The 21,295-nt window shown below is 40.9% G+C and carries 20 protein-coding genes, 2 pseudogenes and 1 riboswitch; of the genes and pseudogenes, 9 read left to right on the forward strand and 13 right to left on the reverse strand.

The window, feature by feature from the left end:
- Positions 1-180 precede the first annotated feature (180 nt).
- Positions 181-884 (forward strand): annotated as a pseudogene (locus tag KFZ58_RS14620) (type II pantothenate kinase).
- Between the two features lie 205 nt (positions 885-1,089).
- Here the strand turns inward: KFZ58_RS14620 and queE are convergent.
- The 5 genes from queE to KFZ58_RS14645 all read right to left on the reverse strand — a co-directional run bounded on the left by queE (position 1,090) and on the right by KFZ58_RS14645 (position 5,060).
- Entirely contained in the window at positions 1,090-1,812 is a 723-nt protein-coding gene (queE, locus tag KFZ58_RS14625; RefSeq protein ID WP_235792032.1) for a 7-carboxy-7-deazaguanine synthase QueE, read from the reverse strand.
- Positions 1,812-2,246 (reverse strand): 6-pyruvoyl trahydropterin synthase family protein, encoded by a 435-nt coding sequence (locus KFZ58_RS14630; protein WP_235792033.1) that lies wholly within the window; start codon positions 2,244-2,246, stop codon positions 1,812-1,814. Before KFZ58_RS14630 ends, queE begins: the two co-directional genes overlap by 1 nt.
- Complete coding sequence (gene queC / locus KFZ58_RS14635) at positions 2,243-2,905, reverse strand: 7-cyano-7-deazaguanine synthase QueC (RefSeq protein WP_235792034.1); 663 nt, start codon at positions 2,903-2,905, stop codon at positions 2,243-2,245. Before queC ends, KFZ58_RS14630 begins: the two co-directional genes overlap by 4 nt.
- A gap of 222 nt (positions 2,906-3,127) precedes the next feature.
- A complete protein-coding gene (locus KFZ58_RS14640) occupies positions 3,128-4,543 on the reverse strand; it encodes an APC family permease (RefSeq protein ID WP_235792035.1) in 1,416 nt (471 codons plus the stop codon).
- A 358-nt stretch (positions 4,544-4,901) separates the two neighbouring features.
- Positions 4,902-5,060: a hypothetical protein gene (locus KFZ58_RS14645; RefSeq protein WP_235792036.1), complete on the reverse strand. Its 159-nt coding sequence runs from the start codon at positions 5,058-5,060 to the stop codon at positions 4,902-4,904.
- 308 nt (positions 5,061-5,368) lie between these two features.
- On the opposite strand from KFZ58_RS14645, the gene KFZ58_RS14650 reads away from it, so the two are divergent.
- The 3 genes from KFZ58_RS14650 (at position 5,369) to KFZ58_RS14660 (ending at position 8,690) form a co-directional block, all read left to right on the forward strand.
- Positions 5,369-6,637, forward strand: coding sequence for an alcohol acetyltransferase (locus tag KFZ58_RS14650; protein ID WP_235792037.1), 1,269 nt, complete (start codon positions 5,369-5,371; stop codon positions 6,635-6,637).
- Between the two features lies 1 nt (position 6,638).
- Positions 6,639-7,352: a DUF6320 domain-containing protein gene (locus KFZ58_RS14655; protein ID WP_235792038.1), complete on the forward strand. Its 714-nt coding sequence runs from the start codon at positions 6,639-6,641 to the stop codon at positions 7,350-7,352.
- Positions 7,353-7,463: 111 nt separating this feature from the next.
- Positions 7,464-8,690 carry a GTPase family protein gene (locus KFZ58_RS14660; RefSeq protein WP_235792039.1) on the forward strand — a complete coding sequence of 409 codons (1,227 nt, stop codon included), beginning with the start codon at positions 7,464-7,466 and terminating at the stop codon, positions 8,688-8,690.
- Positions 8,691-8,751: 61 nt separating this feature from the next.
- Here the strand turns inward: KFZ58_RS14660 and KFZ58_RS19395 are convergent, their stop codons facing one another.
- The 4 genes from KFZ58_RS19395 to purU all read right to left on the reverse strand — a co-directional run bounded on the left by KFZ58_RS19395 (position 8,752) and on the right by purU (position 12,303).
- Positions 8,752-8,829 (reverse strand): putative holin-like toxin, encoded by a 78-nt coding sequence (locus KFZ58_RS19395; protein ID WP_370642505.1) that lies wholly within the window; start codon positions 8,827-8,829, stop codon positions 8,752-8,754.
- A 217-nt stretch (positions 8,830-9,046) separates the two neighbouring features.
- Positions 9,047-9,463 (reverse strand): helix-turn-helix domain-containing protein, encoded by a 417-nt coding sequence (locus tag KFZ58_RS14665; protein ID WP_235792040.1) that lies wholly within the window; start codon positions 9,461-9,463, stop codon positions 9,047-9,049.
- 200 nt (positions 9,464-9,663) lie between these two features.
- Positions 9,664-11,193: a Na+/H+ antiporter NhaC family protein gene (locus tag KFZ58_RS14670; RefSeq protein ID WP_235792041.1), complete on the reverse strand. Its 1,530-nt coding sequence runs from the start codon at positions 11,191-11,193 to the stop codon at positions 9,664-9,666.
- A 210-nt stretch (positions 11,194-11,403) separates the two neighbouring features.
- Entirely contained in the window at positions 11,404-12,303 is a 900-nt protein-coding gene (gene purU, locus KFZ58_RS14675; RefSeq protein ID WP_235794754.1) for a formyltetrahydrofolate deformylase, read from the reverse strand.
- Between the two features lie 204 nt (positions 12,304-12,507).
- Between purU and KFZ58_RS14680 the strand changes: the two genes are divergently transcribed.
- Entirely contained in the window at positions 12,508-12,930 is a 423-nt protein-coding gene (locus KFZ58_RS14680) for a hypothetical protein (protein WP_235792042.1), read from the forward strand.
- Between the two features lie 219 nt (positions 12,931-13,149).
- Complete coding sequence (locus tag KFZ58_RS14685) at positions 13,150-14,280, forward strand: NADH-dependent flavin oxidoreductase (RefSeq protein ID WP_235792043.1); 1,131 nt, start codon at positions 13,150-13,152, stop codon at positions 14,278-14,280.
- A gap of 129 nt (positions 14,281-14,409) precedes the next feature.
- Here the strand turns inward: KFZ58_RS14685 and KFZ58_RS14690 are convergent, their stop codons facing one another.
- Together KFZ58_RS14690 and KFZ58_RS14695 are read right to left on the reverse strand one after the other, a co-directional pair.
- A complete protein-coding gene (locus KFZ58_RS14690; protein WP_235792044.1) occupies positions 14,410-15,234 on the reverse strand; it encodes a glycerophosphodiester phosphodiesterase in 825 nt (274 codons plus the stop codon).
- 188 nt (positions 15,235-15,422) lie between these two features.
- Positions 15,423-16,307, reverse strand: coding sequence for an endonuclease I family protein (locus tag KFZ58_RS14695; protein ID WP_235792045.1), 885 nt, complete (start codon positions 16,305-16,307; stop codon positions 15,423-15,425).
- Between the two features lie 254 nt (positions 16,308-16,561).
- On the opposite strand from KFZ58_RS14695, the gene KFZ58_RS14700 reads away from it, so the two are divergent.
- The 3 genes from KFZ58_RS14700 (at position 16,562) to KFZ58_RS14710 (ending at position 17,804) form a co-directional block, all read left to right on the forward strand.
- Positions 16,562-16,927 carry a thiol-disulfide oxidoreductase DCC family protein gene (locus tag KFZ58_RS14700; protein ID WP_235792046.1) on the forward strand — a complete coding sequence of 122 codons (366 nt, stop codon included), beginning with the start codon at positions 16,562-16,564 and terminating at the stop codon, positions 16,925-16,927.
- Between the two features lie 212 nt (positions 16,928-17,139).
- Complete coding sequence (locus KFZ58_RS14705) at positions 17,140-17,319, forward strand: hypothetical protein (RefSeq protein ID WP_235792047.1); 180 nt, start codon at positions 17,140-17,142, stop codon at positions 17,317-17,319.
- An 11-nt stretch (positions 17,320-17,330) separates the two neighbouring features.
- Positions 17,331-17,804 carry a Uma2 family endonuclease gene (locus tag KFZ58_RS14710; RefSeq protein WP_235794755.1) on the forward strand — a complete coding sequence of 158 codons (474 nt, stop codon included), beginning with the start codon at positions 17,331-17,333 and terminating at the stop codon, positions 17,802-17,804.
- A gap of 110 nt (positions 17,805-17,914) precedes the next feature.
- On the opposite strand, the gene KFZ58_RS14715 is transcribed toward KFZ58_RS14710, so the two are convergent.
- Together KFZ58_RS14715 and KFZ58_RS14720 are read right to left on the reverse strand one after the other, a co-directional pair.
- Positions 17,915-19,432 carry a sodium:solute symporter family protein gene (locus KFZ58_RS14715; RefSeq protein ID WP_235792048.1) on the reverse strand — a complete coding sequence of 506 codons (1,518 nt, stop codon included), beginning with the start codon at positions 19,430-19,432 and terminating at the stop codon, positions 17,915-17,917.
- Between the two features lie 143 nt (positions 19,433-19,575).
- Positions 19,576-20,951 (reverse strand): annotated as a pseudogene (locus KFZ58_RS14720) (LLM class flavin-dependent oxidoreductase).
- Between the two features lie 205 nt (positions 20,952-21,156).
- A riboswitch (SAM riboswitch) is annotated at positions 21,157-21,254 on the reverse strand.
- Positions 21,255-21,295 lie beyond the last annotated feature (41 nt).

The raw sequence follows: 21,295 nt of genomic DNA on the forward strand, positions 1-21,295 counted from the left end.
GAATTGTGAAAAAGGTGGGTTTCATTTAAAATGATGTAAAATGTAATAGATTAATATCTCCAAACGATTGGATGTGTACCTATGACGAAGAAGATTGGAATTGACGCGGGCGGATCACTGGTAAAACTGGCATATGAAGAGCGAGGACAAATACATGTGAAAACATATTCTATTGAAGAGATGGATCAGCTCCTCAACTGGTTACGGTTCATTTCGCCAGACGCAGTTCTCTATTTGACTGGTGGAAAGAGTGGCTATTTGCAAAGTGTTGTGCAACAGTCCAGCCATCAAATAGATGAATTTGAAGCCACCGCAGAAGGAACACGTTTTTTATTAAAGCAGGAAAAAAATATATTTGAAGAAGATTTTATTTTAGTAAGTGTTGGGACAGGAACTTCCATCTATCACGTAACTGCAAATGCCCATGAACGGCTCCTCGGGAGTGGAATTGGTGGAGGTGCACTGATGGGGATTGGTCACTCATTACAGGGAAAAGTGATTTTCATGAGCTGGTTAATCTCGCAAAAGAAGGAAGTTATACAGGCAGTGATTTACTGGTCAAGGACATCTACGCACCGAATGAACCGCCGCTCTTAGGTGATTTAACCGCAGCTAATTTTGGAAAGGCGCATCTGAATAAAGATGCTACAGAGTACGATCACATGGCAAGCCTGATCAAGTTAATCGGCGAAACGCTCATTTTGCTGTCCACCCAGGCTGCCGGATCACAGCAGGTTGAAAGGGTTGTTTTTACAGGAAGTACGTTAAATGGCAATGAGCCACTTAAAAATGTGTTAGGTGGCTTTCAGGATATGATGGCCTATGAACCGGTATTTCTGGAGAAAGGTGCTCATGCTGGGGCGATTGGGGCTTTGATGGTGTAATAAAATAGATTGAAGCAATTATAAGCGCCCTAGCAAAAACTGAAAATGTAAAAAATGCATTAAATAAAATGTACCCTATAAGCAGGTAAGTGTCTACTCTATAGGGTACATTTTACAGATGGCAATAGCTTTTTATCCTATAAGTTCTCAAGTTTGATAGAATCATGTAATAGAAGTCGTCGGGTACAGTTTCAGAACCCAACAATCAAACCCCTCGCTTATTCCCCCATAAATACGTATGTAGCTGCGGGAGCACTCGCACATCTTTCAATACGTTACTTTCCATTACCTGGTCAATTAATAGCTCGTATTTACCTAGTAAATGATCGAGTAAATTTTCGTTATTGTCAGTCTCGGTTTCATCATTCCCAACCTGAAGATATAGCGTAACAGCTGGGTATCGCTGATGTAGTTCCGTTGCGTAACGCAAATCATCTTGATCAAAAATAACAATCTTCAAACTAAAATCGCCTGCTTGCGTTTGTTGCAATGATTCGATGATAAAATCCAGTGTGTCAAAATTTGTTTTCATTCCTGAACTTGGCGGTTTAGGCGAAAGGGTCAGGTCATCAATTTTCGTAAACCAGTCCTGCCATCTGCTACCTTGCGTTTCCAAGGCCACTTTTATCTGGTGATCATGCAATAAATCTACCAATTCATCAATTTGACGTAGTAATCCAGGATTTCCGCCAGATAGCGTAACATGTCCGAAGTGATCGCCGCCTTTTTCACTTAAAACATCCATAATTTCTTTCGGTTCCATCATTTGAATTGCATTTTTTTCAGATCCATCCCATGTAAACTTTGAGTCACACCAGGAGCAGGAATAATCACAACCAGCCGTTCGCACAAACATGGTCTTTCTTCCGATCACCATACCTTCTCCCTGAATGGTCGGACCAAATATTTCCAGCACAGGCAGCTTCATTATTTTCCTACCTCCTTTGGTCGATAAATACAATAACTTGTAGGTGTTTCCCTTAAATAGACCTGCAAGCACACCGGCTGGTTCGACAATGTATGTAAATAATCCTGAACGATCTCATAAATGGTACGGGCGACAACCTCAGTCGTAGGGAAAAATGTAGCATCATCATCGGAAAAAGCAGCATCCTTATTCAATATTTCATGGTCAAATCGTTTATGGATTAAATCCTTGATTGCTTTAAAATTCACCAGAAATCCAGTATCATCCAAATCATCGCCAACGATAGTAATATTGGTAAAATAAGTATGTCCATGCGTCACTTTGCACTTTCCGGCATCTTCGTGCGGAATGTAATGGGCTGCTGCAAAATGAAAATCCTTGTTCAACTCATATGCATAGGAATGCGGGGACACGGGATAAATTTGCTGCATCATTCTACTATCACCCCGGCTTTCCTCTTCTCATAATTTTCCAGTCCGCGATTGCGCAATTTACAGGAAGGGCACTCACCGCAACCGCTGCCTTTCACCCCGTTATAGCAAGTTAGCGTGTTATTTTTCACAAATTCAAATGCATCCAATTGATCACTGAGCTCCCATACTTGTGACTTGTCTAACCACATTAATGGTGTGTGGATCACAAAGCGATCATCCATGGACAAGTTCAACGTTACATTCAGTGATTTGATAAAGTCATCACGACAATCCGGATAACCGCTAAAGTCCGCCTCACTTACGCCTGTGATCAGATGTTTGGCACCAATTTGTTTAGCTAACACACCAGCAAATGAAAGGAATAACAAATTCCTTCCAGGTACAAACGTCGATGGCAGCCCGTCCCCCTCTGTGATTTCGATATCCTCCCTCGTTAATGCATTTGGAGCTAATTGATTTAGTAAAGACATATCCAGTTCATGTTGTTTAACATCCAACTTTTGGCAAATTTCTATGGCGGAATCCAATTCATTATTATGACGCTGCCCATATTGAAAGGTAACAGCCTCAACATGATCAAATTTTTCCAATGCCCAAAATAGACAAGTGGTACTATCCTGTCCGCCACTGAACACCACAACTGCCTTGTTATTATCCATGTAATTTCTCCTCTCTTTACCTTAAAAAGAAGAGCTCGCTACATTTTCCATAAAAAAACAACACAAAGAAGCACGTGTTGTTTGCCTCCTAGTATTTTTATAGAGGGATGGAATTGCGAACCTCTCCTGCAAGATTTGCAGTTTACTTTTTTGAATGTGGTTCAATTTTAACATACTTTTTTTAATCACGTTAGAAAGTAAGCGTTCTCATAAAATAAAAATCTATTTATCTTTAAGCACTTCTTCAATCTCTTTTTTCATGTGATCGTCAGCACGTTTCTTCCCATATTTCGATACAGACACAGTATACAGGATAATACCTAAGATGACCCATAAAATAATGATAACCCACTCATAAGGCCACACAAGTGCTGACGGCATGCCTGGCATGTAAAGTACCGTTACGCCGCCCGCCATGACAATGGCAATCCAGCCAATCGTGGTACCTCCTCGAAGACGAAAGGGGCGCTTCATGTCCGGAGATTTTTTTCGTAAAATAATAAAGGATATTGCTACCATTAACCATGCAACCACTAATCCAAGTCCACCAGCGTTAACCAGCCATGTAAGCGCAGGTCGACCCAATAATGGGGCAGCAGTAGAAAGAATACCAATTAACAGAATAGCTTTATAAGGCGTTTTATATTTCGGATGCAGGTCACCCAGCGATTTAGGCAGCATACCAGCTCTAGCAAGCGCATAAATCGCGCGGCTGCCACCGACATAGAAGCCGATCCAGCTTGTTAAAATCCCACCAATACCACCTAAAACAAGTATATTCCCCATCATCGCACTACCGCCAAAGGCTGTTGCCATCGCATCCGCCGTTACCAGATTCGATTCACTAATAGCAGAAGAACTCATGACTCGCGATACCCCGAATATTACAGCGATATACCATAGTACAGCCAGAACGACCGAAGCAATTAATAATTGACCAATCCGTTTTCGAGGTAAATTTATTTCTTCGGCAGCTTGTGGGATAACATCAAAACCGACAAACATAAATGGTGTCATAATTACTACGGTCAATATCCCAGCGATCCCATTTTCAACTAATGGTTGCATATTTTGCACATTTCCTGCAGCTGTACTACCAGTAATCAGCAATATACCCGCTATTAGAATCAATAACGTAAAAATACCTGTAATCGCAGTAGAGAACTTAATCCCACGATAATTGATCCAAGCAATAAGAACAGAACCTAAGATACCAATACCTGCCCAAGTTATCGTCACATCCCAGCCAGCAATCGTGTATAAATAACCCTGACTGTAGTCCGGAATCAAATATTCGAAAACAGTAGGAAGCGCTACCGCCTCGAAAGCTACCACAGATACATATCCAAGTACAATCGCCCACGTTGCGATAAACGAGGCTATCCTTCCCATTGCTTTGTAGCTATAGACATGTTCCCCTCCCGCCAGTGGAATAGCAGAGGCTAATTCTGCATAAGTGAGGCCAACGAATATAACCAGCATTCCACCAAACGCAAACGCCAGAATAGCACCTAAAGATCCAGCTTCCGTTATCCATAAACCAGTTGTTACAACCCATCCCCATCCGATCATTGCACCGAATGCAAGTGCAAGCGTATCCCATTTTCCGAGGATTTTTTTTAACTTTTGATCGCTCATTTACTTACCTCCAATTCATCTTAATGAATCCTTTAGTGAATAAAAGCGAATCATTCTTTTGGATTTAGCGATATGTTAGTCCTCCTGAATTATTGTATTACGTTGGAAGATTTAAAATGATATGAAATTGACCTATCTAAAAATGCGGCAAACGAAAAACCAGATTTATAGGTAGGAAAAATACTTCCATCTATAAATCTGGTTTCGTTTAAAATTAATTTAGGTTAAAATATTTAGGTGATTGGGGGATTATATATTGCCCGGGAAATAATTATCAAATCTTGTCATTTCTTAGAGGGGCCTGTCTCTCATTACACTAATACGGTAGAGCACTGAGGGACAGACCCCGTGTTATCGTTTACGAAATGTAATAATTTTCCTCTTGTATATGCAGAACTCGCCCATTTATTATCTTTTTCGCCATTTCATACGCTTCCCTATTTGTTTTTGCTTGAGTTACTGTTTTTTTTACTAATCCTTCTTCCAGTTGGTACGTGATGACATATTCATTCTTCATTTTTACAAACTCCCTTGTGTTAAATAACATAAATTTTAACGCATGACCGCATCGACAAACATGGCATGCATACCCGATAATCCAAAAAATTGCCATGCAGACAATAATTTAATGTCTCTTATAATTTTCTTCTTTTCATATGTTTTTATACTCATTTGTATTTTTTATTTGGACGGGAATACTTATACTGGGATATCCCGCACTTAGCAAGCACATTCCAACTTCCTTATACTAACCAAACCTTATCCTATATGATACAATTACCTAACTTACTCACGTAAAGAAGATAGTTAAGGGAGGCTGAAATGATGGAGGACGACAGGTTATGGTATCGGCTTGATAATGCTGGAAAATTGTATACATCCATTATTTCTTCACGCGCAACCACTTTATTCAGGGTATCTGCAACGCTTACCTCCCAAATCGATTCCAAGCTTCTGCAAGCAGCCCTTGAGTCAACATTGGAGCGGTTTCCTTTTTATAAGGTACAATTAAAACAAGGTTTCTTTTGGTATTATTTTGAAGGAACGGACCAAACTCCAAGGGCGGAGGAAGAAATATATTATCCATGTATGAGTTTATCAATTAAAAGACGCGGATCGTTTCCGTTTAGGGTGCTCTATTTTAATAACAGAATTGCCATGGAAATATCGCACAGTATTACAGATGGCACTGGTGCAATGAAATTTCTGCGTGAACTCGTCACAAACTACCTTCACCTGAAGGAGTCTGTCCCTTTAAAAAGGGAAGAAATAGATCAGGAACAACTGCAATTAGAAACGGAGAATGCATTTCGGAAGTATTATGAAAAGGATATTCCTGTCTTAAAATCGCGCGTCGGGAAGTCGTTTAAGCTCCCAATCCAACTCGATAAAAAAGGCCATTATCACATCACAACAGGGATTATAAAGGTGGACGAGTTAAAGCGAAAAGCGAAGGAATATGATACTTCCATTACGATATTACTGACGGCCGTTTATATGGAGAGTCTGTTAGCCATTCAAGAAAGAACCGAACGCCGGAAGCTCCCTATCGTCATTAATGTCCCAGTAAATATGCGATCCTTTTTTGCAAGCGAGACGATGCGCAATTTCTTTGTGAGCATCACCCCCTCCATTGACGCGAGGCTAGGTACGTATGATCTTGAAGAAATCGTGAATGAAATAAAGATTGAGTTTAACCGGTTACTTACAAGGAAAAAATTAAAACAGTATATCAAACGAAGTGTCATTGGTGAAAAATCATTAGCATTACGGTTAATGCCTTCACCAGTGAAAGATATTGTCGCTCCATCCATTTATTCGTTTTTCGGGGAAGGCCAATATACAAGTGGTCTATCCAACTTGGGAGTTGTCCAAGTGCCAAGCGAAATAGAGCAATTTATCGAACGATTTGAATGCTATCCCCCTCCAAGCATCGGGAATAAAGTAAAGGCAATGTTGATTAGCTACAAATCTCATATGTACATCTCTTTTGGAAATTTGTCCAAAGACCGCATGCTGGAGCGTGAATTTTTTCGAAGAATTCGTGAATTGGAAATTGATGTGACGATAGAAACAAACGATGAGGAGAGTTAATATGGCTTATTGTCCCAAGTGTGGCATCAAGGTTGAAAAAGGCAATCGGCCTTGCCCACTATGCGGTTTTCACATCCCAGAAGTGAATGAAACGGAAAAAGTCGCGTCTCGTAAATTTCCAAAAGCCGCCAATCCATATCCTGTTCATTTGAGAAGAGTGCTGAACCGTATTTTTGTTTTCGTATCGCTATTAGTGTTCGTGGCTATAAGCCTCATGTTCTATGTAAACTATGAATTAAATGAGGCATTTACATGGTCAAAATACAGCAATTTAAGTGTGCTCGCGGGGTGGGGGCTTTTATATTTTTCATTCGGATATGTACAAAGTTATTATAAAGTTATTTTTGGAATAGCTGTGATTGCATTAGTACTACTGTTTGGACTGGACATCTTCCACGGGGGACTGGATTGGTTTTTTCCATTAGCATTCCCGATCGTAGTGGGAGCCTCTGTGATCGGTTTTGCTTACTGGAGCTTGATCAGAGCCCTATCTGTAAAAGGCTTTAACGTGATTGGCTTTTTCTTTATTGCTGTTGTGATCCTATCGATGTGGATCAATTTCTTCATCAACAGCCACCAAAATGAAATAGATCTGTCAAGCTGGTTCATTGTTACTGCACTACAGCTTTTGCCTGTGTTATCAATCATGCTTTATGTGAAATATGGCATGCCGGAACATGTCAAACAGAAAATCGCCAGGAAATTCCATTTATGAAATTGGGGCTTATACGTTTGAAATTGTATATATAGTGACACTGGTAAAGTATGAAGAATTCATTCATGTGGAATTCAAGGATCGGGATAATAGCTTGGAAGGAGAATCACTATGAGCAATCACAACCAAGAAAATTATGGACAAATGCAGGATTTGATAAACTATATCGACGAAGGGCTTAAAAAAGCGAAACTCCCTGGGAATACGAAGGAAAAAATAAGTGAGGAGTTGGAAGACTTAAAAACCTTCATCCTGGACGCACGCCCCCCACGTATCGCCATTGTCGGAAGAAGAGGTGCCGGGAAGTCGAGTTTGATTAATGCAATATTTGGTGAAATGCGCGCGGAGATTGGCGACGTAAAAGCGCAAACCGGTTCTGGAAAATGGCATGCCTATATATCCGATTCCGGCACACTTGAAATCCTGGATACACGTGGATTAGGCGAAGCGGATCAACCTGAGGAGGCATTCACCGAAAGTGCTGCGATCGATGAAGTACAGGAATCCATTAAGGAAAAACGTCCGGATGCTATCCTTTTCTTGAGCAAAGCAAAAGAGGTAAGTTCACGGATCGACGAGGACATCACACAGCTCAAGCAACTGAAAGAGTCGGTGAAAACCTACCATGACTATGATATCCCCGTCATTGGAGTCGTAACCCAAGTGGATGAGCTTAGCCCTAAGTCGGTGGACAAGCCTCCATTTGATCACGAAGTAAAACAGAACAATATCGCAGAATCCGAAGCTGTTTTGGCTGCAAAATTAAATGAAATATCCACTGTATCAGTGAAAATCATTCCGGTTTCTGCCTATTTCGAAATCGAGGATAACATCATTTCCTATGATCTCAGATGGAATATTGACAAATTGGTCGATTACCTGATTGAACAGTTGCCCAATGACGCCCAAATGATTCTAGCCAAGCTGGCAAAAGTGAAATCCGTCCAAAAAAAGTTAGCGCGGAGGATTGGGAAAAATATTTCCGGGATAACCGGATTGATTGGAGCTAATCCCATTCCTCTTGCTGATTTACCCATCATTACCGGTATGCAAATGGCCATGATCAGCTCGATTGCATTAATTGGTGGCAGGAGAATGAATAAAAAAGACCTAAGAGAATTTCTCAGCGCATTAGGGTTGAACCTGGCCGCCGGCTTTGCTTTTCGGCAAGTCTCCCGTCAGCTCGTACGACTATTTCCAGGGGCAGGTACCGTCATATCAGGCGCCATCGCATCCTCGGGAACATACGCATTATGCGAGGCATCCATTGCCTACTTTATCGACGAAAAATCATTAGGTAACGTGAGAGCCATCTATAAAGATAAATACGAGGCTTAAAAGGGACCTGTCCCCCGCTACGCTAAAGGGCTAAAGCGGCGAGGGACAGACCTTTTTCCGTTTATTTTTTTGATTTGACAACTCCAACCATTAATGTACCAAACGTGATCATCAGGACAAGCGCTTCAAATACTGTCATCCGGTATCCCTCCTTCTCAGCGTGTTTAGTCAGGAGAATGAACCGTTTCCCATGAAATCATTTTGTCGTATTTATTGATTTGATTTTATTTTCGCGTAGAAAATGTTCCATAATGTTTTTGATTTGTTTGTATGTCTATTATTATAATTTATGATATGGGCTTATCCGCTTGTCCTATTCCACTTATTCATAAAAAAATTAAAAAGAACAGGAATTTTTATTCTACTTCGAGGTAAATACACTGATGCAAAGGCGGGCTCCCGAGTACCAGCCAAATTTTAATGAACAACTCCAATCTCGGTTGCGATACATTATTAAATATTTTGCTTATATTCGGTGGCTTCATATCCAGTTGATACGCAACATCTTTAATATAGATATTCTTTTGTTTAGCTATTTCTTTGAAGCGGTTCTTAATTACAGGCTGTTTATTGTTTTCCTGGAAAGGATTAACGGAATCGAAATGCTTGATTTGTTCAATTTTATCCGCAATACAACCAACAATGAACTCCTCTATTTTATAATCGTCCCTCCTGTTTTTGTCCCGATGGCGATTAATCAGATTTTCCAATTCTGTAATTTCCTTGATTTGATCATAAGTTTCGTCATTTAGTTGGATGATCACTTCTCTCATGTATAAATCACCTCACTTTTGGCAAATGTATAATTGAAAGGATGATACCATTGATAAAGCATAATGATAAAGAAGATGTAATCGACGTTATACACGAAACATTTGATAAAGGCAAGAGCGATAAGTGACATAAAAGGGGGTCTGTCCCCCACTACGCTAAAGGGCTAAAGCGCTGAGGGACAGACCCCTTCTTTAACACATTAATGCGCCGGGGGACTGTCCCCTCGATTACCCAAATAACGCAAGAGGAAGAATTGAACGACGATACCGGCAATGAGTAATACAATACCGCTTCCAATGAAAGAATACAATAGATATAAGACTCCCGCTATCCCTGCAGGCACTAGTGCATAGGGGATCTGTGTATTAACATGCGCGATGTGATCCGATTCGGAAAAGATGGATGCCATCACTGTTGTATCAGAAATAGGTGAGACATGATCTCCAAAAATCGACCCGGCAAAAATCGCTCCGATAACGATTGGGATAAGATCTTCGCCACCCATCGTATAGGCCAGTGGTATCGCAATTGGCGTTAAAATGGACATCGTTCCCCAAGAGGTACCTGTTGCAAAAGAGATAAACATAGCAATAACAAAAACCAGAAATGGAATAAGTGCTGCCGTCATCCATCCTTCTGTCGCACTTACGACGAATTCCGCAGTTCCAAGTACTTCCGTTACTGTTCCAATCGACCAAGCCAGGATAATAATGATAAGTGCTGGCAACATGGTACGAATACCACCAAGTAAGGTATCCTCACACTTTTTCAAACCCATACCTTGAACCAGCGCGATAATAATACCCACTGCTGTCATCGCAAATGCGCCCCAAGTTAGTGCAACGGAAACATCTGTATCAGCAAGCGCATCCATCATTGATTTTCCAGTGGCACCACCACCTGAATACCATAATCCCCAAATACTTACAGAAATAAGTGTTACAAGTGGAAGGATGAAATTCCAAACACTGCCTTCTCTTTGATGCGGCTCTCCCAAATCCTGATCAACGGAAGACAGTGGTGTTGAACCATCTGGTATTAATTTTCCAGTAGTATGCGCACGATGTTCCGCTTTTGCCATTGGCCCAAAATCTTTCCCGGCAATAATCATCGGGACGGCTAATAGACATAGTATCGCATAAAAATTCCAAGGAATGGATTGTAAAAAGACGAAGTAAGGCTCCATCCCAACAATACTTAAACTCGCAAAAGCCGCTGCAATTAAAGACACCTGAAAACCGATCCAATCGGAAACAGGACCAATCGTTGCCATCGGAGCAGCTGTTGAGTCAATGACATAGGATAACTTCTCCCGCGATATATTATGTTTTTTGGTGATATCTTTTGTCGCATTTCCAACAATGACAGAGTTTACGTAGTCGTTAAAGAAAATGAGAATCCCTAAGAAATATGGCAAAAATAGCACACGCTTCTTCGTCGTTAACCGCTTTTGTAACACCCTGATCAGCCCTTCAGAACCACCAGTCTTAAACATAAAAGCAGCCCCAGTTCCAAGCAGTGCGGTCATGACAAGAAAACGCGCGTTCCATGGATCAATCATTACATCCTTCATCCATGTGAAAGTCAAACCAACTGCCTCAAACGGGTTCCATCCCGCCGCAATTAAGCCGCCAACCCAAATACTGACGAAAAGAGAAATTAAAACACGCTTTGTCATAATGGCTAAAACCACTGCAACAAGCGGTGGGACAATCGATAACACGTCCATAAGCAATACCTCCTTTGTGGGGTCTGTCCCCCGCTACGCTAAAGTGGTAGAGCGGTGAGGGACAGACCCCTATGTTTCAGACCCCTATGTTTGGATTGTTTGATATATATGTTTCATCCAAAATTAATATTACTTTCCTTTTGAACAAAAAAAGCCCTTTTCTCAGGCAGAAAGGACTTCTTTTATAATTATAAAATTTTAGGTCAAGCGTTAAAATACAATCGTCTTATTCCCATGAACAATAATCCGGTCATCTAGATGCCATTTGACTGCTCGCGCAAGTACACTGCGCTCGATGGACTGGCCTACTTTTTTCATAGCTTCCACATTATCACGATGATCCACGCGGCTGATATCCTGTTCAATAATCGGCCCCTCATCCAGATCATTCGTCACATAATGGGAAGTGGCCCCAATCATTTTCACGCCACGCTCAAAAGCTCGCTCATAGGGCTTCGCACCGACAAATGCCGGCAGAAAAGAATGATGGATGTTGATAATACGATTATGATAGGTCTCCACAAAGCTTGGTGTAAGTATCTGCATGTAGCGAGCCAGTGCAATCACGTCAATGTCATAATCCTGCAAAAGCTGTTTCTGCTTTTCCTCAACTTGGTCACGAATGTCTTTGTTCGCCGGTATGTAATAAAAAGGAATACCAAACGACTTGACCATTTCTCTAGCAGTTTCATGGTTACTGATAACAACAGCAATATTCGCCATCAGATCCCCACTCTGCCATTCCCATAATAACTCCAGCAGGCAATGCGGCTGACTGGACACAAACACCGCCATGTTCTTTATTTCATTTACATAGGTAATTTTCCAGTCCATGTTAAATTTTTCAGCAACCGAATGGAAATCCTCCTCCAGTAGATTGGCCTTCTCTTTTAATTCATCACATTCAAATTCAATCCGAATAAAAAACTCTCCACCGATCGGATCCATCGTATATTGGTCCGACTCGATAATATTGGCCCCATGATCATAAAGAAATCGGGAAACAGCTGACACAATTCCGGGCTGATCCGGGCATTTGATCAAAAAGCGCGCCCGGTTTCGATTTTTGTCTTGAAATGTATGGATTTTTTCTTCAATATAACGATTCATTTTTTCTTCCCTCGCCTTTGTTTTTATGTTCATACTTTATTTGATTTGTAGGATAGGGTCAAGGGAGATGAGTATTTATTTTTTAAAACAGGCATGCGCATACATAAAAAGATACCCATGCTGCCAGGGTTTAGTTGAACATTCCCTACTATAATGGTAAAATTTATCTAGTAATAAGAACAAGCACATCGCATGCACTTACATATGAAAGGGTGTATTATCATCGCTGAAAATGAATTGGAACTAAATTTAAATCTAGAGGATATCAAACTTGTAAATCTATCAACAGAACGTAAAAAGAACGGCGGCAAGATCGATAGAAAGAATAATATTGAAATACTTGAATTTAACAAAGAACGGAACCAAATTGCTGTAGAATATACAGAAAATGTAACTGGGGCGTTAGATTTAAACTTGACGATAGAAGCAATTTTTTCAGTGGAAGCTGAAAAGGATTTAACTGCAACACAACTGGAAGAGATTGTTAAAAAAGGGGATATCGATCATTTGGCTTACCCCCTATTAACAGAATCTACGCAAATCACTTCGTTTATAACAGGAAAAGTTCAAGGCATACCGACCATTTTCCCTCCTATGTTGGAAGATAAAGCGGATAAAGATAAATAGTTGCCGGTATTAATTTATGAAAAAAGCTGTTAGATTCCTATATTAGGGCTAATAGCTTTTTTACTTATTTTTAAAATAATGCTGGAATTTCTCTCTCTTCTACTAATCCATCAATAATAAGTTATGTTTGACTAACGGTACGCCTTAGGCTAATTGTTTAACAAACGTAATTTACTTTATTACAATAATGGTTGTCGCTAAAAAACGAGGAGGACAAAAATGAACGCTAACTATAAAACATTATTAGAGCCTTATTCATTATCAAAAGATGTGGAATTAAAAAACAGAATAATCATGGCGCCAATGACAAACTTTTCATCTAATCCGGACGGTTCGGTTACAGAAGCTGAAGTAAATTATTACGCACGGCGTTCGAAAGGTGTGGGGGCAGTTATTACAGCATGTGCCTATGTAACTCCTAACGGGAAGGGATTCCCTGGCGAGTTCGGCAGTGACCGCGATGAACTTATCCCCAGCCTAAGACAATTGGCCAACGGCATTAAAAATCAGGGAGCCAAAGCAATTTTACAGATTTTCCATGGAGGAAGAATGTGTATCCCAGACCTTGTTCCAAATGGGGAAATTGTCAGTGCGAGCAATGTATCGGCTGAAAACGGTGCAACAGCTGGCGTGGAACCTCGTGGATTAACGGAAGCTGAAATCGTGGAAATCATTGACGCATTTGGAGAGTCCGCACGTCGGGCGATCGAAGCTGGTTTTGATGGAGTTGAGATTCACGGAGCGAATGCTTATCTCATCCAGCAATTTTTCTCTCCTCACTCCAATCGCCGCGATGACCAATTTGGAGGAAACGTGCAAAAACGCATGACATTTCCATTGGCGGTTGTTGATAAAGTGCAACAGGTTGTTAAAGAACATGCGAAAGAGCCGTTTGTCGTTGGATATCGTTTTTCACCAGAAGAGCCCGAAACACCTGGCATTACGATGGGTGATACCCTCCAGTTGGTCGATGTGTTATCTGAGAAAGGACTAGATTATCTGCATGTATCCCTAGGCGATTTCTGGTCCAAAGCAAGAAGGGGAGCCGACACAACGAAGACACGTGTGGAACTGCTATTAGAAAAAATCAATAACCGCGTCCCATTAATCGGTGTAGGTTCCATCTACTCTGCTGATCAAGCGCGTGAAGCATTCCAAACCGGAATCGCATTCCTAGCGCTTGGAAGAGAAATAATTATCGATCCAGACTGGGTACAAAAGATAGAAGTAGAAAAAGAAGCCGAAATTAATACCTTATTAGACGTCAACAAGCAAGAAGAATTAGAGGTACCAGATCCATTATGGAAAGCTATTACAACTACGCCAGGCTGGTTCCCAGGGGTGGAATAAGCAGTGATAGTTGGATAAAAAGAGGCACATGTATACCTGTTACTATTAGGTATACATGTGCTTTTATTTTCCAAAGAAAGAAGCGCAATTAGCTACCAATCTCAGCTTAGTTTTTTCACCCTCCTCTTATCACAAGTTCCCGGGATGGTTATAAACATACTCCGGAAAATCAGTAACAATCCCGTCAACTTCGTGCTCCGCTAACCTATCTGCCTGTTCCTGTGATCTTACGGTATAAGCCCAGATTTCCATTTCGGCTGCATGAACGCGATCAACCAGTTCATCTGTCACAACATTCATACTTGGATTAAAGTAATCAGCATAGCTTGCAAACGCTGCTAACTGCTCATCGGTAACATCTGCTGCCTCAAGCCCAAGCAGTACACCATGTGGAATATTCGGTACCAGTTCTTTTGATGTTTGAACTGAATCATGATTGAACGATTGAATGATAACTTTATTATTATTCGGTTTATGCATATTGCGTTCTTTCAAAGCATCAGCAACTTTTTCTTCGATACCTGGATATAGTTCTGGTGCTTTCAATTCAATTAAAATACCAATTTTTCCACGATAAGCATCGATGATTTCTTCAAACGTCGGGATCTTCTCCCCCGCAAATTCCTCACCAAACCAGCTGCCAGCATCCAGTTGCTGTATTTCTTCCAGCGTATAATCACCAACAGCACCTGTTCCATTTGTTGTCCGGTTTACTGTGGTATCATGAATGGCAACCAATTCCCCATCCTTCGTCATTTGCACATCGATTTCAATGTAGTCAGCTTTCATCTCAAAAGCTTTGTCAAAGGCGACCATCGTATTTTCAGGCGTGTGTCCCGAAGCACCTCGATGTGCCACATTCGTAATCTCCTGCCCGCTTGCAGCAAGAGTAGGAGCGGTGAACAGGCTCATAAAAATAATCGTCATGAAAAAAATAGAAAAAATACGCTTCATAAATAAAATCTCCCTTCCTAGTAGTTATCTATTATTATAAAGAAAGACTATTAAGTTAGAGTGAAGGAGAAGATAAATCTATGTAAGGAAAACTACTAGATTCGTAGGAAGCCAAAAGTCCCCCTGCCCTTTTTTAAATCGAAAAAATGAGGAATCAGAGAAATAATACCCCAATTCCTCACACTCTCTTACCGCCAAAGGTCTCCCATTCTTTCCGGAAAGTCAATAAATGGATTGCGGTTTCCCTGAATGTCAAAGATCGCCTGATTCCGGTGCTTTTCATAAATTTCAGGTGGAAAAGCCTGATGCCAATCCAGTAAAAGCGCTGTATCAATTCCAGATTCATAAGAGGATTCGATCTGATCAGGATATCTTACTAAAAAATACAGCATGGCACGGGCAACAGTCCCTTTCCCGTACTCCGGTTCAAACAATTCCTCGTCTGCTTTCCCACACGCCGCTTCAATCCGATTAGCTCCTGCCTCCGGATTATATTCCGTAAAGTCATGATACGGATAATTGCTCCTAATTGAATTGCAAACAGGTTCACACGTAAATAAATGGTGAAGATCACCGCGCATCGGCTCCTGTTCGTTAAACCACGATTGTGGCACCGAATGCTCACAATTATATTTAAAATCTTGCTCGATTTGTACGATTTTGTCCTGGTCGAGTTCTGAAGTTTTTTCAATCGCTTCCTTTCGCTTCAACGACGTTTCATAATCTTCATTAATAACTGTTTCTGCCTTCCGTTCTTTTCCTGAATAAACACTTGCTAGATTACCATCTGGCCGCAAGTCAACCCATGGATAAACATATTCACTCGGATCATAGCGTATCTGATTCGTATGGGTTTCTCGAAGAAGCTTGGTGAGGGCTGATAGATCGGAAAAATCAATTTCACGATAATAGTGCCGGATCGCCTGACTATCTGTTTCCTCATCATAATATGCCTTTTCATCTGTTTCCATTTTTACTCTTACGCTTGCATGCTCGGAAAGAATGCTACGCAAATACGCACGATCGGTTGTCACTGGAAGAAGCTTTTCCTTTTGGTCATAGGTCAAAATCATTTTCATTCCTCCTGAAAAATGGATTTATTAGCTACATACCCGCCTCACCTTTTACACACATGAATTTTCAAAATTATTGTATCAAACGTTTCTCTATATGAATAGATACATTTTGCCCGCTATAAAAGTACTAAAGAATTAATACCTGATAAGAAAATAGTGCAAGGGGACTGCTTCGGTAATTATATGCTATAATTAGAAGAAAGTTTGCAGCGGAGTGAACAGAATGAATCGTTTTAAAAGGAGACCTACCCATGGATAAACATATCGTGTTTTACGACGCAGAATGCCCGTTATGCAGAACTGTAAAGGCAGTATTGCAAAAGCTTGACTGGCTGGATAGAATCAATTGGCATCCCGTCCAGGAAGTAAACGAGGCGACAAGGGAAAGAATAAATCGTTATAAAAATATGTACGACGAAATTTATATGTATACCAAAGATAAGAAGATTCTAACAGGTTACTATACAATACGAAAAATTTTATCCCTCCTGCCTGTAACAATCCCGCTGGCCGTACTCATGCACCTGCCGCTTGCTAAAAATATTGGTGATCCTGCTTATCGCTTTATTTCGAAGCGGCGCTATCAGTGGTTTGGCCGCGTGCCGTATTCGTGGTGAATTTTTTCCTTTTGCGATAATAAATCTTTTCAAAACTCAGCCTATATCATTTCAAAAAGACATCACAATTTAGCTAATTACATAAAAATTCATTTGATAAATACCTAATATTGTATATAATATAAATATATTAGCTAACAACAAAGAGGGGTGTCGAATAGTGAGAGTGCCTTCAACGAAAATGCAAAATAGTTTCGGAGAATATTTGAAATATGTCAGCAGGTGAGGATATCATTGTGACAAAAAGTGGAAAAGATACGGCTAAAATCATGGCCTGTTATGATCCAGATTATGTCAAAGAAGAGCAACCAGCATACCGATCTTCAGATGGCTGGGTGACGTATGAGGAATTTTTGGAACTAAGGAGGAAGCGGAGCAAAGGTTTGAATTAATTGATGGCGTCATTTATAACCTTGCCTCTCCTTCCTACAAGCACCAGCGTGTAGTTGGCGAGCTTTACGGCGCATTTTACAATGGCTTTAAAGGAAAAAAATGTGTTCCGCTCACATCTCCGTTTGATATAACTTTCTTTAAAGAAGAAGACAACGTCTGTGTCGTCCAACCGGATATTGTGGTCATCCGCGACAAAGACAATTTGGACGAGAAAGGCAACTATAAGGGGACACCAACGCTGGTAGTCGAAGTGTTATCACCCTCCACGAGAAATAAAAATATGTTGAAAAAGCTTGAATTATATAAACAGTGCGGTGTCAACGAGTACTGGATTGTCGATCCCATTAATGAGCATATTTTGGTTTACGTGCTGGAGGACAATGATATTGTAAACAACAAGACCTATTCAAAAAGCGCCCAGCAGGCAGTTCGCTCCGAGGTGTTTGAAGAGTTGGAGGCAGACTTGCAGGATGTCTTTGCTTGAGCATTTGATTGATGGGGATGAACAGCAGGGGCATGATTGTGAATAGGGCCTGTCCCCACCGCTTTAATATGATAAAGAAGTGAGGGACAGACCCAATAAGCCTGACTTTCTTATCTAGCATGTCGCTTCAAATAATAATGCTTCTTCTGCTTTTCTAAATACTCAGCCAGAATACTAACAGATATCATTACGGTGTAACCCAACAGCGAACTGTAAAACATTGCTTCAAACACCTGTTCAATAATCCCTGTTCCTGTTAAAAAGATGAAACAGCTCGGCCCCAACACAACGGATGCCAACGCGCCTGTACGATGCGCTTTTTTCCAAAAGTAGCTTAGCGTAATAGGCGCCGCGATACCACTTAGGATTGCTGAGGTGCCGATTTGAGCTAATAACGCCAACGAATCCGGTCTATCAATAGACATGTATAACGTGAGTCCTCCAATTAGGATAAGCGAAATCCGGGAAACCCTTACTGCTTTTTGATCTAATTTTCTCTTGGAAATTTTTTTATCTTTGTAAAGAATTGGAGCCACGAGCACTTTATAAAGATCGTTGCCAATGCTTGTTGTCATGCCGAGATACAGGCTATCTGTCGTGGACAAGATAGCTGAAATAATTCCTACGACCATTAAGACTACTAGAATAGTAGGAAAAACCTCCATAATATAGGCTGGTACTGCACTATCTGGAGATGACAGATTTGGGACCGTAATACGTGCAGCCATACCAGCAAATACAGAAAACGTAGATAGTACAAATAACGTTATTCCGGAAGATAGCGTAAACTTACGTAAATCCTCTTTCTTCTCTACAGTCAGCACTTTATTCATTAGATGGGGAAGCAAAGCAAAACTAAACAGCAGCCATTGGATGCTCAAAATAGCAAATACACTGTGAAACGGACCGTTCTCTGAAGTTAGACCTAACATACTTCCATCGATTGCGCCCATCTGCGTTTGCAAGTTACCTAAAACATTCCATCCCCCTCCGATGGACCAAAACAGCGAAATAAACAACAGGACGGAAATGACCGACATGACCGTACCTTGTATTCCGTCCGTGATCAACTGGGCAAAGGCGCCCCCCAAACTAACATAGACGACAGTTATGGTTACCCCTATAAGAATTCCCCACATGTACGGGATCCCTATGATTGTTTCAAACATGGTTGCTAAGCCAACATTTTGAGCAACAATATAATAAATGTTGAATAAAATGAGTAAGGCAACAACTACCTGTAATGCTTTACTTTGATATCGAATCCCTAGCCATTGCGGCAAGGTGAGGCTGCCTTCCTTTTTTTGCCCCTGCTCCCAGAAGGTTTTAGCAAAAAGAAGCAACCCTATCCATGAGACCCCAAAGCATCCCAGCGAATACCAAAGTACCGGTGCACCATAGGTATAAGCCCACCCGGGAACTCCGATAAATAGATTTGCACTTGCATAGCTTGCCCCGAAACTGATTCCGACAATCCAGGGATTCACCTTTCCTTTTGCGATAGCAAATCCTTTCATCGACTTACTATGGGCTGAACCTCGTTTTCCTAGCCAGGTCGTTAATAGAAAATATCCCAACAACGCTCCCAATATCAGCCATATTAATATATTATTATCATCACCCAGCATCAACTTCCCCCACCTTTTTGTTTCGGGTAGATTTTATTCCATATTATCAATCCCACAATCCAACATATGACGATGGCAATCCAATAAATTGTAAACATAATTTCCTCCATTTTCTTATCGAATGGTAGAACTTCATTTTATTATTATTTTGTCTGAACAGTTCCAATCCTTTTCGCAGGATGGTTATCCGGCAAGTGAGCACTTCCTTTTTCAAACATATTTTCTCTTAACGTCTGTCCTTCATATTCCTGTCGGTAGACACCACGTTTCTGTAATTCAGGAACTACATGATCAACAAACTCACGATAGGTACCCGGTGAATAAGCTTGGGCAATCGTAAAACCATCCACATCTCCTTCATTCGACCACTCCACCATGCGATCTGCAATTTGTTCCGGAGTTCCAATAAATTTAACGGTACCATTTCCAAGCCCATGATTTTTAACAGCTTCTCGTAAGGTCCACTTTTTATTCGGATCTTTTGTATATAAATCCAAATTTCCCTGAACTGCTTCTGTCTCAATATCTTCAATGTACTGATCCGGATCATATTTGGAAAAATCAATCCCAGTATGCCCTGACAAAAGCGAAGCCGTACCCTCAAAGCTAATATGATTGATCAAATCTTCATATTTCATATTAGCCTCTTCTTCAGTTGATCCGATAATTGGTAGAATCAATTGAGAAACAAATACATCCTCCTGTCTTCTCCCCTGTTCCACCGTTCGCTTCCGTATATCTGCAACATACGCTTTTAAAGCTTCCAGTGAATGATTTTTTGTAAAAACAGCTTCAGCATGTTTGGCAGCAAAATCTCTCCCCTTTGGAGAAGCTCCTGCTTGAAAAAGTACCGGGGTGCGCTGAGGCGACGGTTCTACCAAATGCGGGCCTGGAACATTGAAAAATTCACCTTCATGGTCGATCAAATGTACTTTATCCGGATCTGCATAGGTATCGTTTTCTTTATCATAAACAACCGCATCGTTCTCCCAGCTGTGTTCCCATAATTTATAGACAACGTTCAGAAACTCATCTGCACGGTCATAACGGAGTTCCTTGGGTAGACGGGTCTTAAGGCCAAGATTAACTGCTTCGCTTTCCAGATACGATGTCACCACATTCCACGCAATCCTACCCCGGTTAAATGATCAAGTGTCGATAACTGCCGTGCTAGCGAATAGGGTTGTGCATATGTAGCGGAAATCGTCGGCGCAAAGCCCAAATTTTTAGTGACTGCTGCCATTGCCGAAATAGGGATTAACGGATCATGCGCTGGAAGCTGAACTGCATGCCGAGCAGCCGCATCATGGCTGTTTCCATATACACTGTATGTTCCAAGTACATCGGCAATAAATAACGCATCAAATTTCCCACGTTCTAAAATTTGAGCTGTTTCTGTCCAATAAGATAAACTATTATGATTTGTTCCCTGATCCAATTCATGTTTCCACAGCCCCATGGAATGCGGAGAAGGTGAATTTTGGATAAACCCGTTCAAATGAATTTGTTTTGTCATAATGTAAATACTCCTTTTTTAATAGATTTTAAGTTTGGCTCCTCGTGCTCCGTTATAAAACAGTTCACCTCCTAAAAATAATCAAACTTTCCTTATATAATTACTCAGATTAAAAGATACGTGTATCGCGTGCAGAAATCCAGCTGTCACCAATTTCCAATAAAAAAACCTCTACCGATGAGGAAGAGGTTAAAATTTATTTAAACACGTCTCATCTTTCAAGCGAAATGCTTGCTGGAATTAGCACCGTGTTAACGGTTGCTGCGGGATCACAGGACCAGTTCCTCCCCCGACTCTTGATAAGGAAATATTCAATTTTTAAGATTTCTACATATCATAACGGATAC

The sequence above is a fragment of the Virgibacillus sp. NKC19-16 genome, from assembly GCF_021560035.1.
GTDB classification, from domain to species: Bacteria; Bacillota; Bacilli; order Bacillales; family Amphibacillaceae; genus Virgibacillus_L; species Virgibacillus_L salidurans.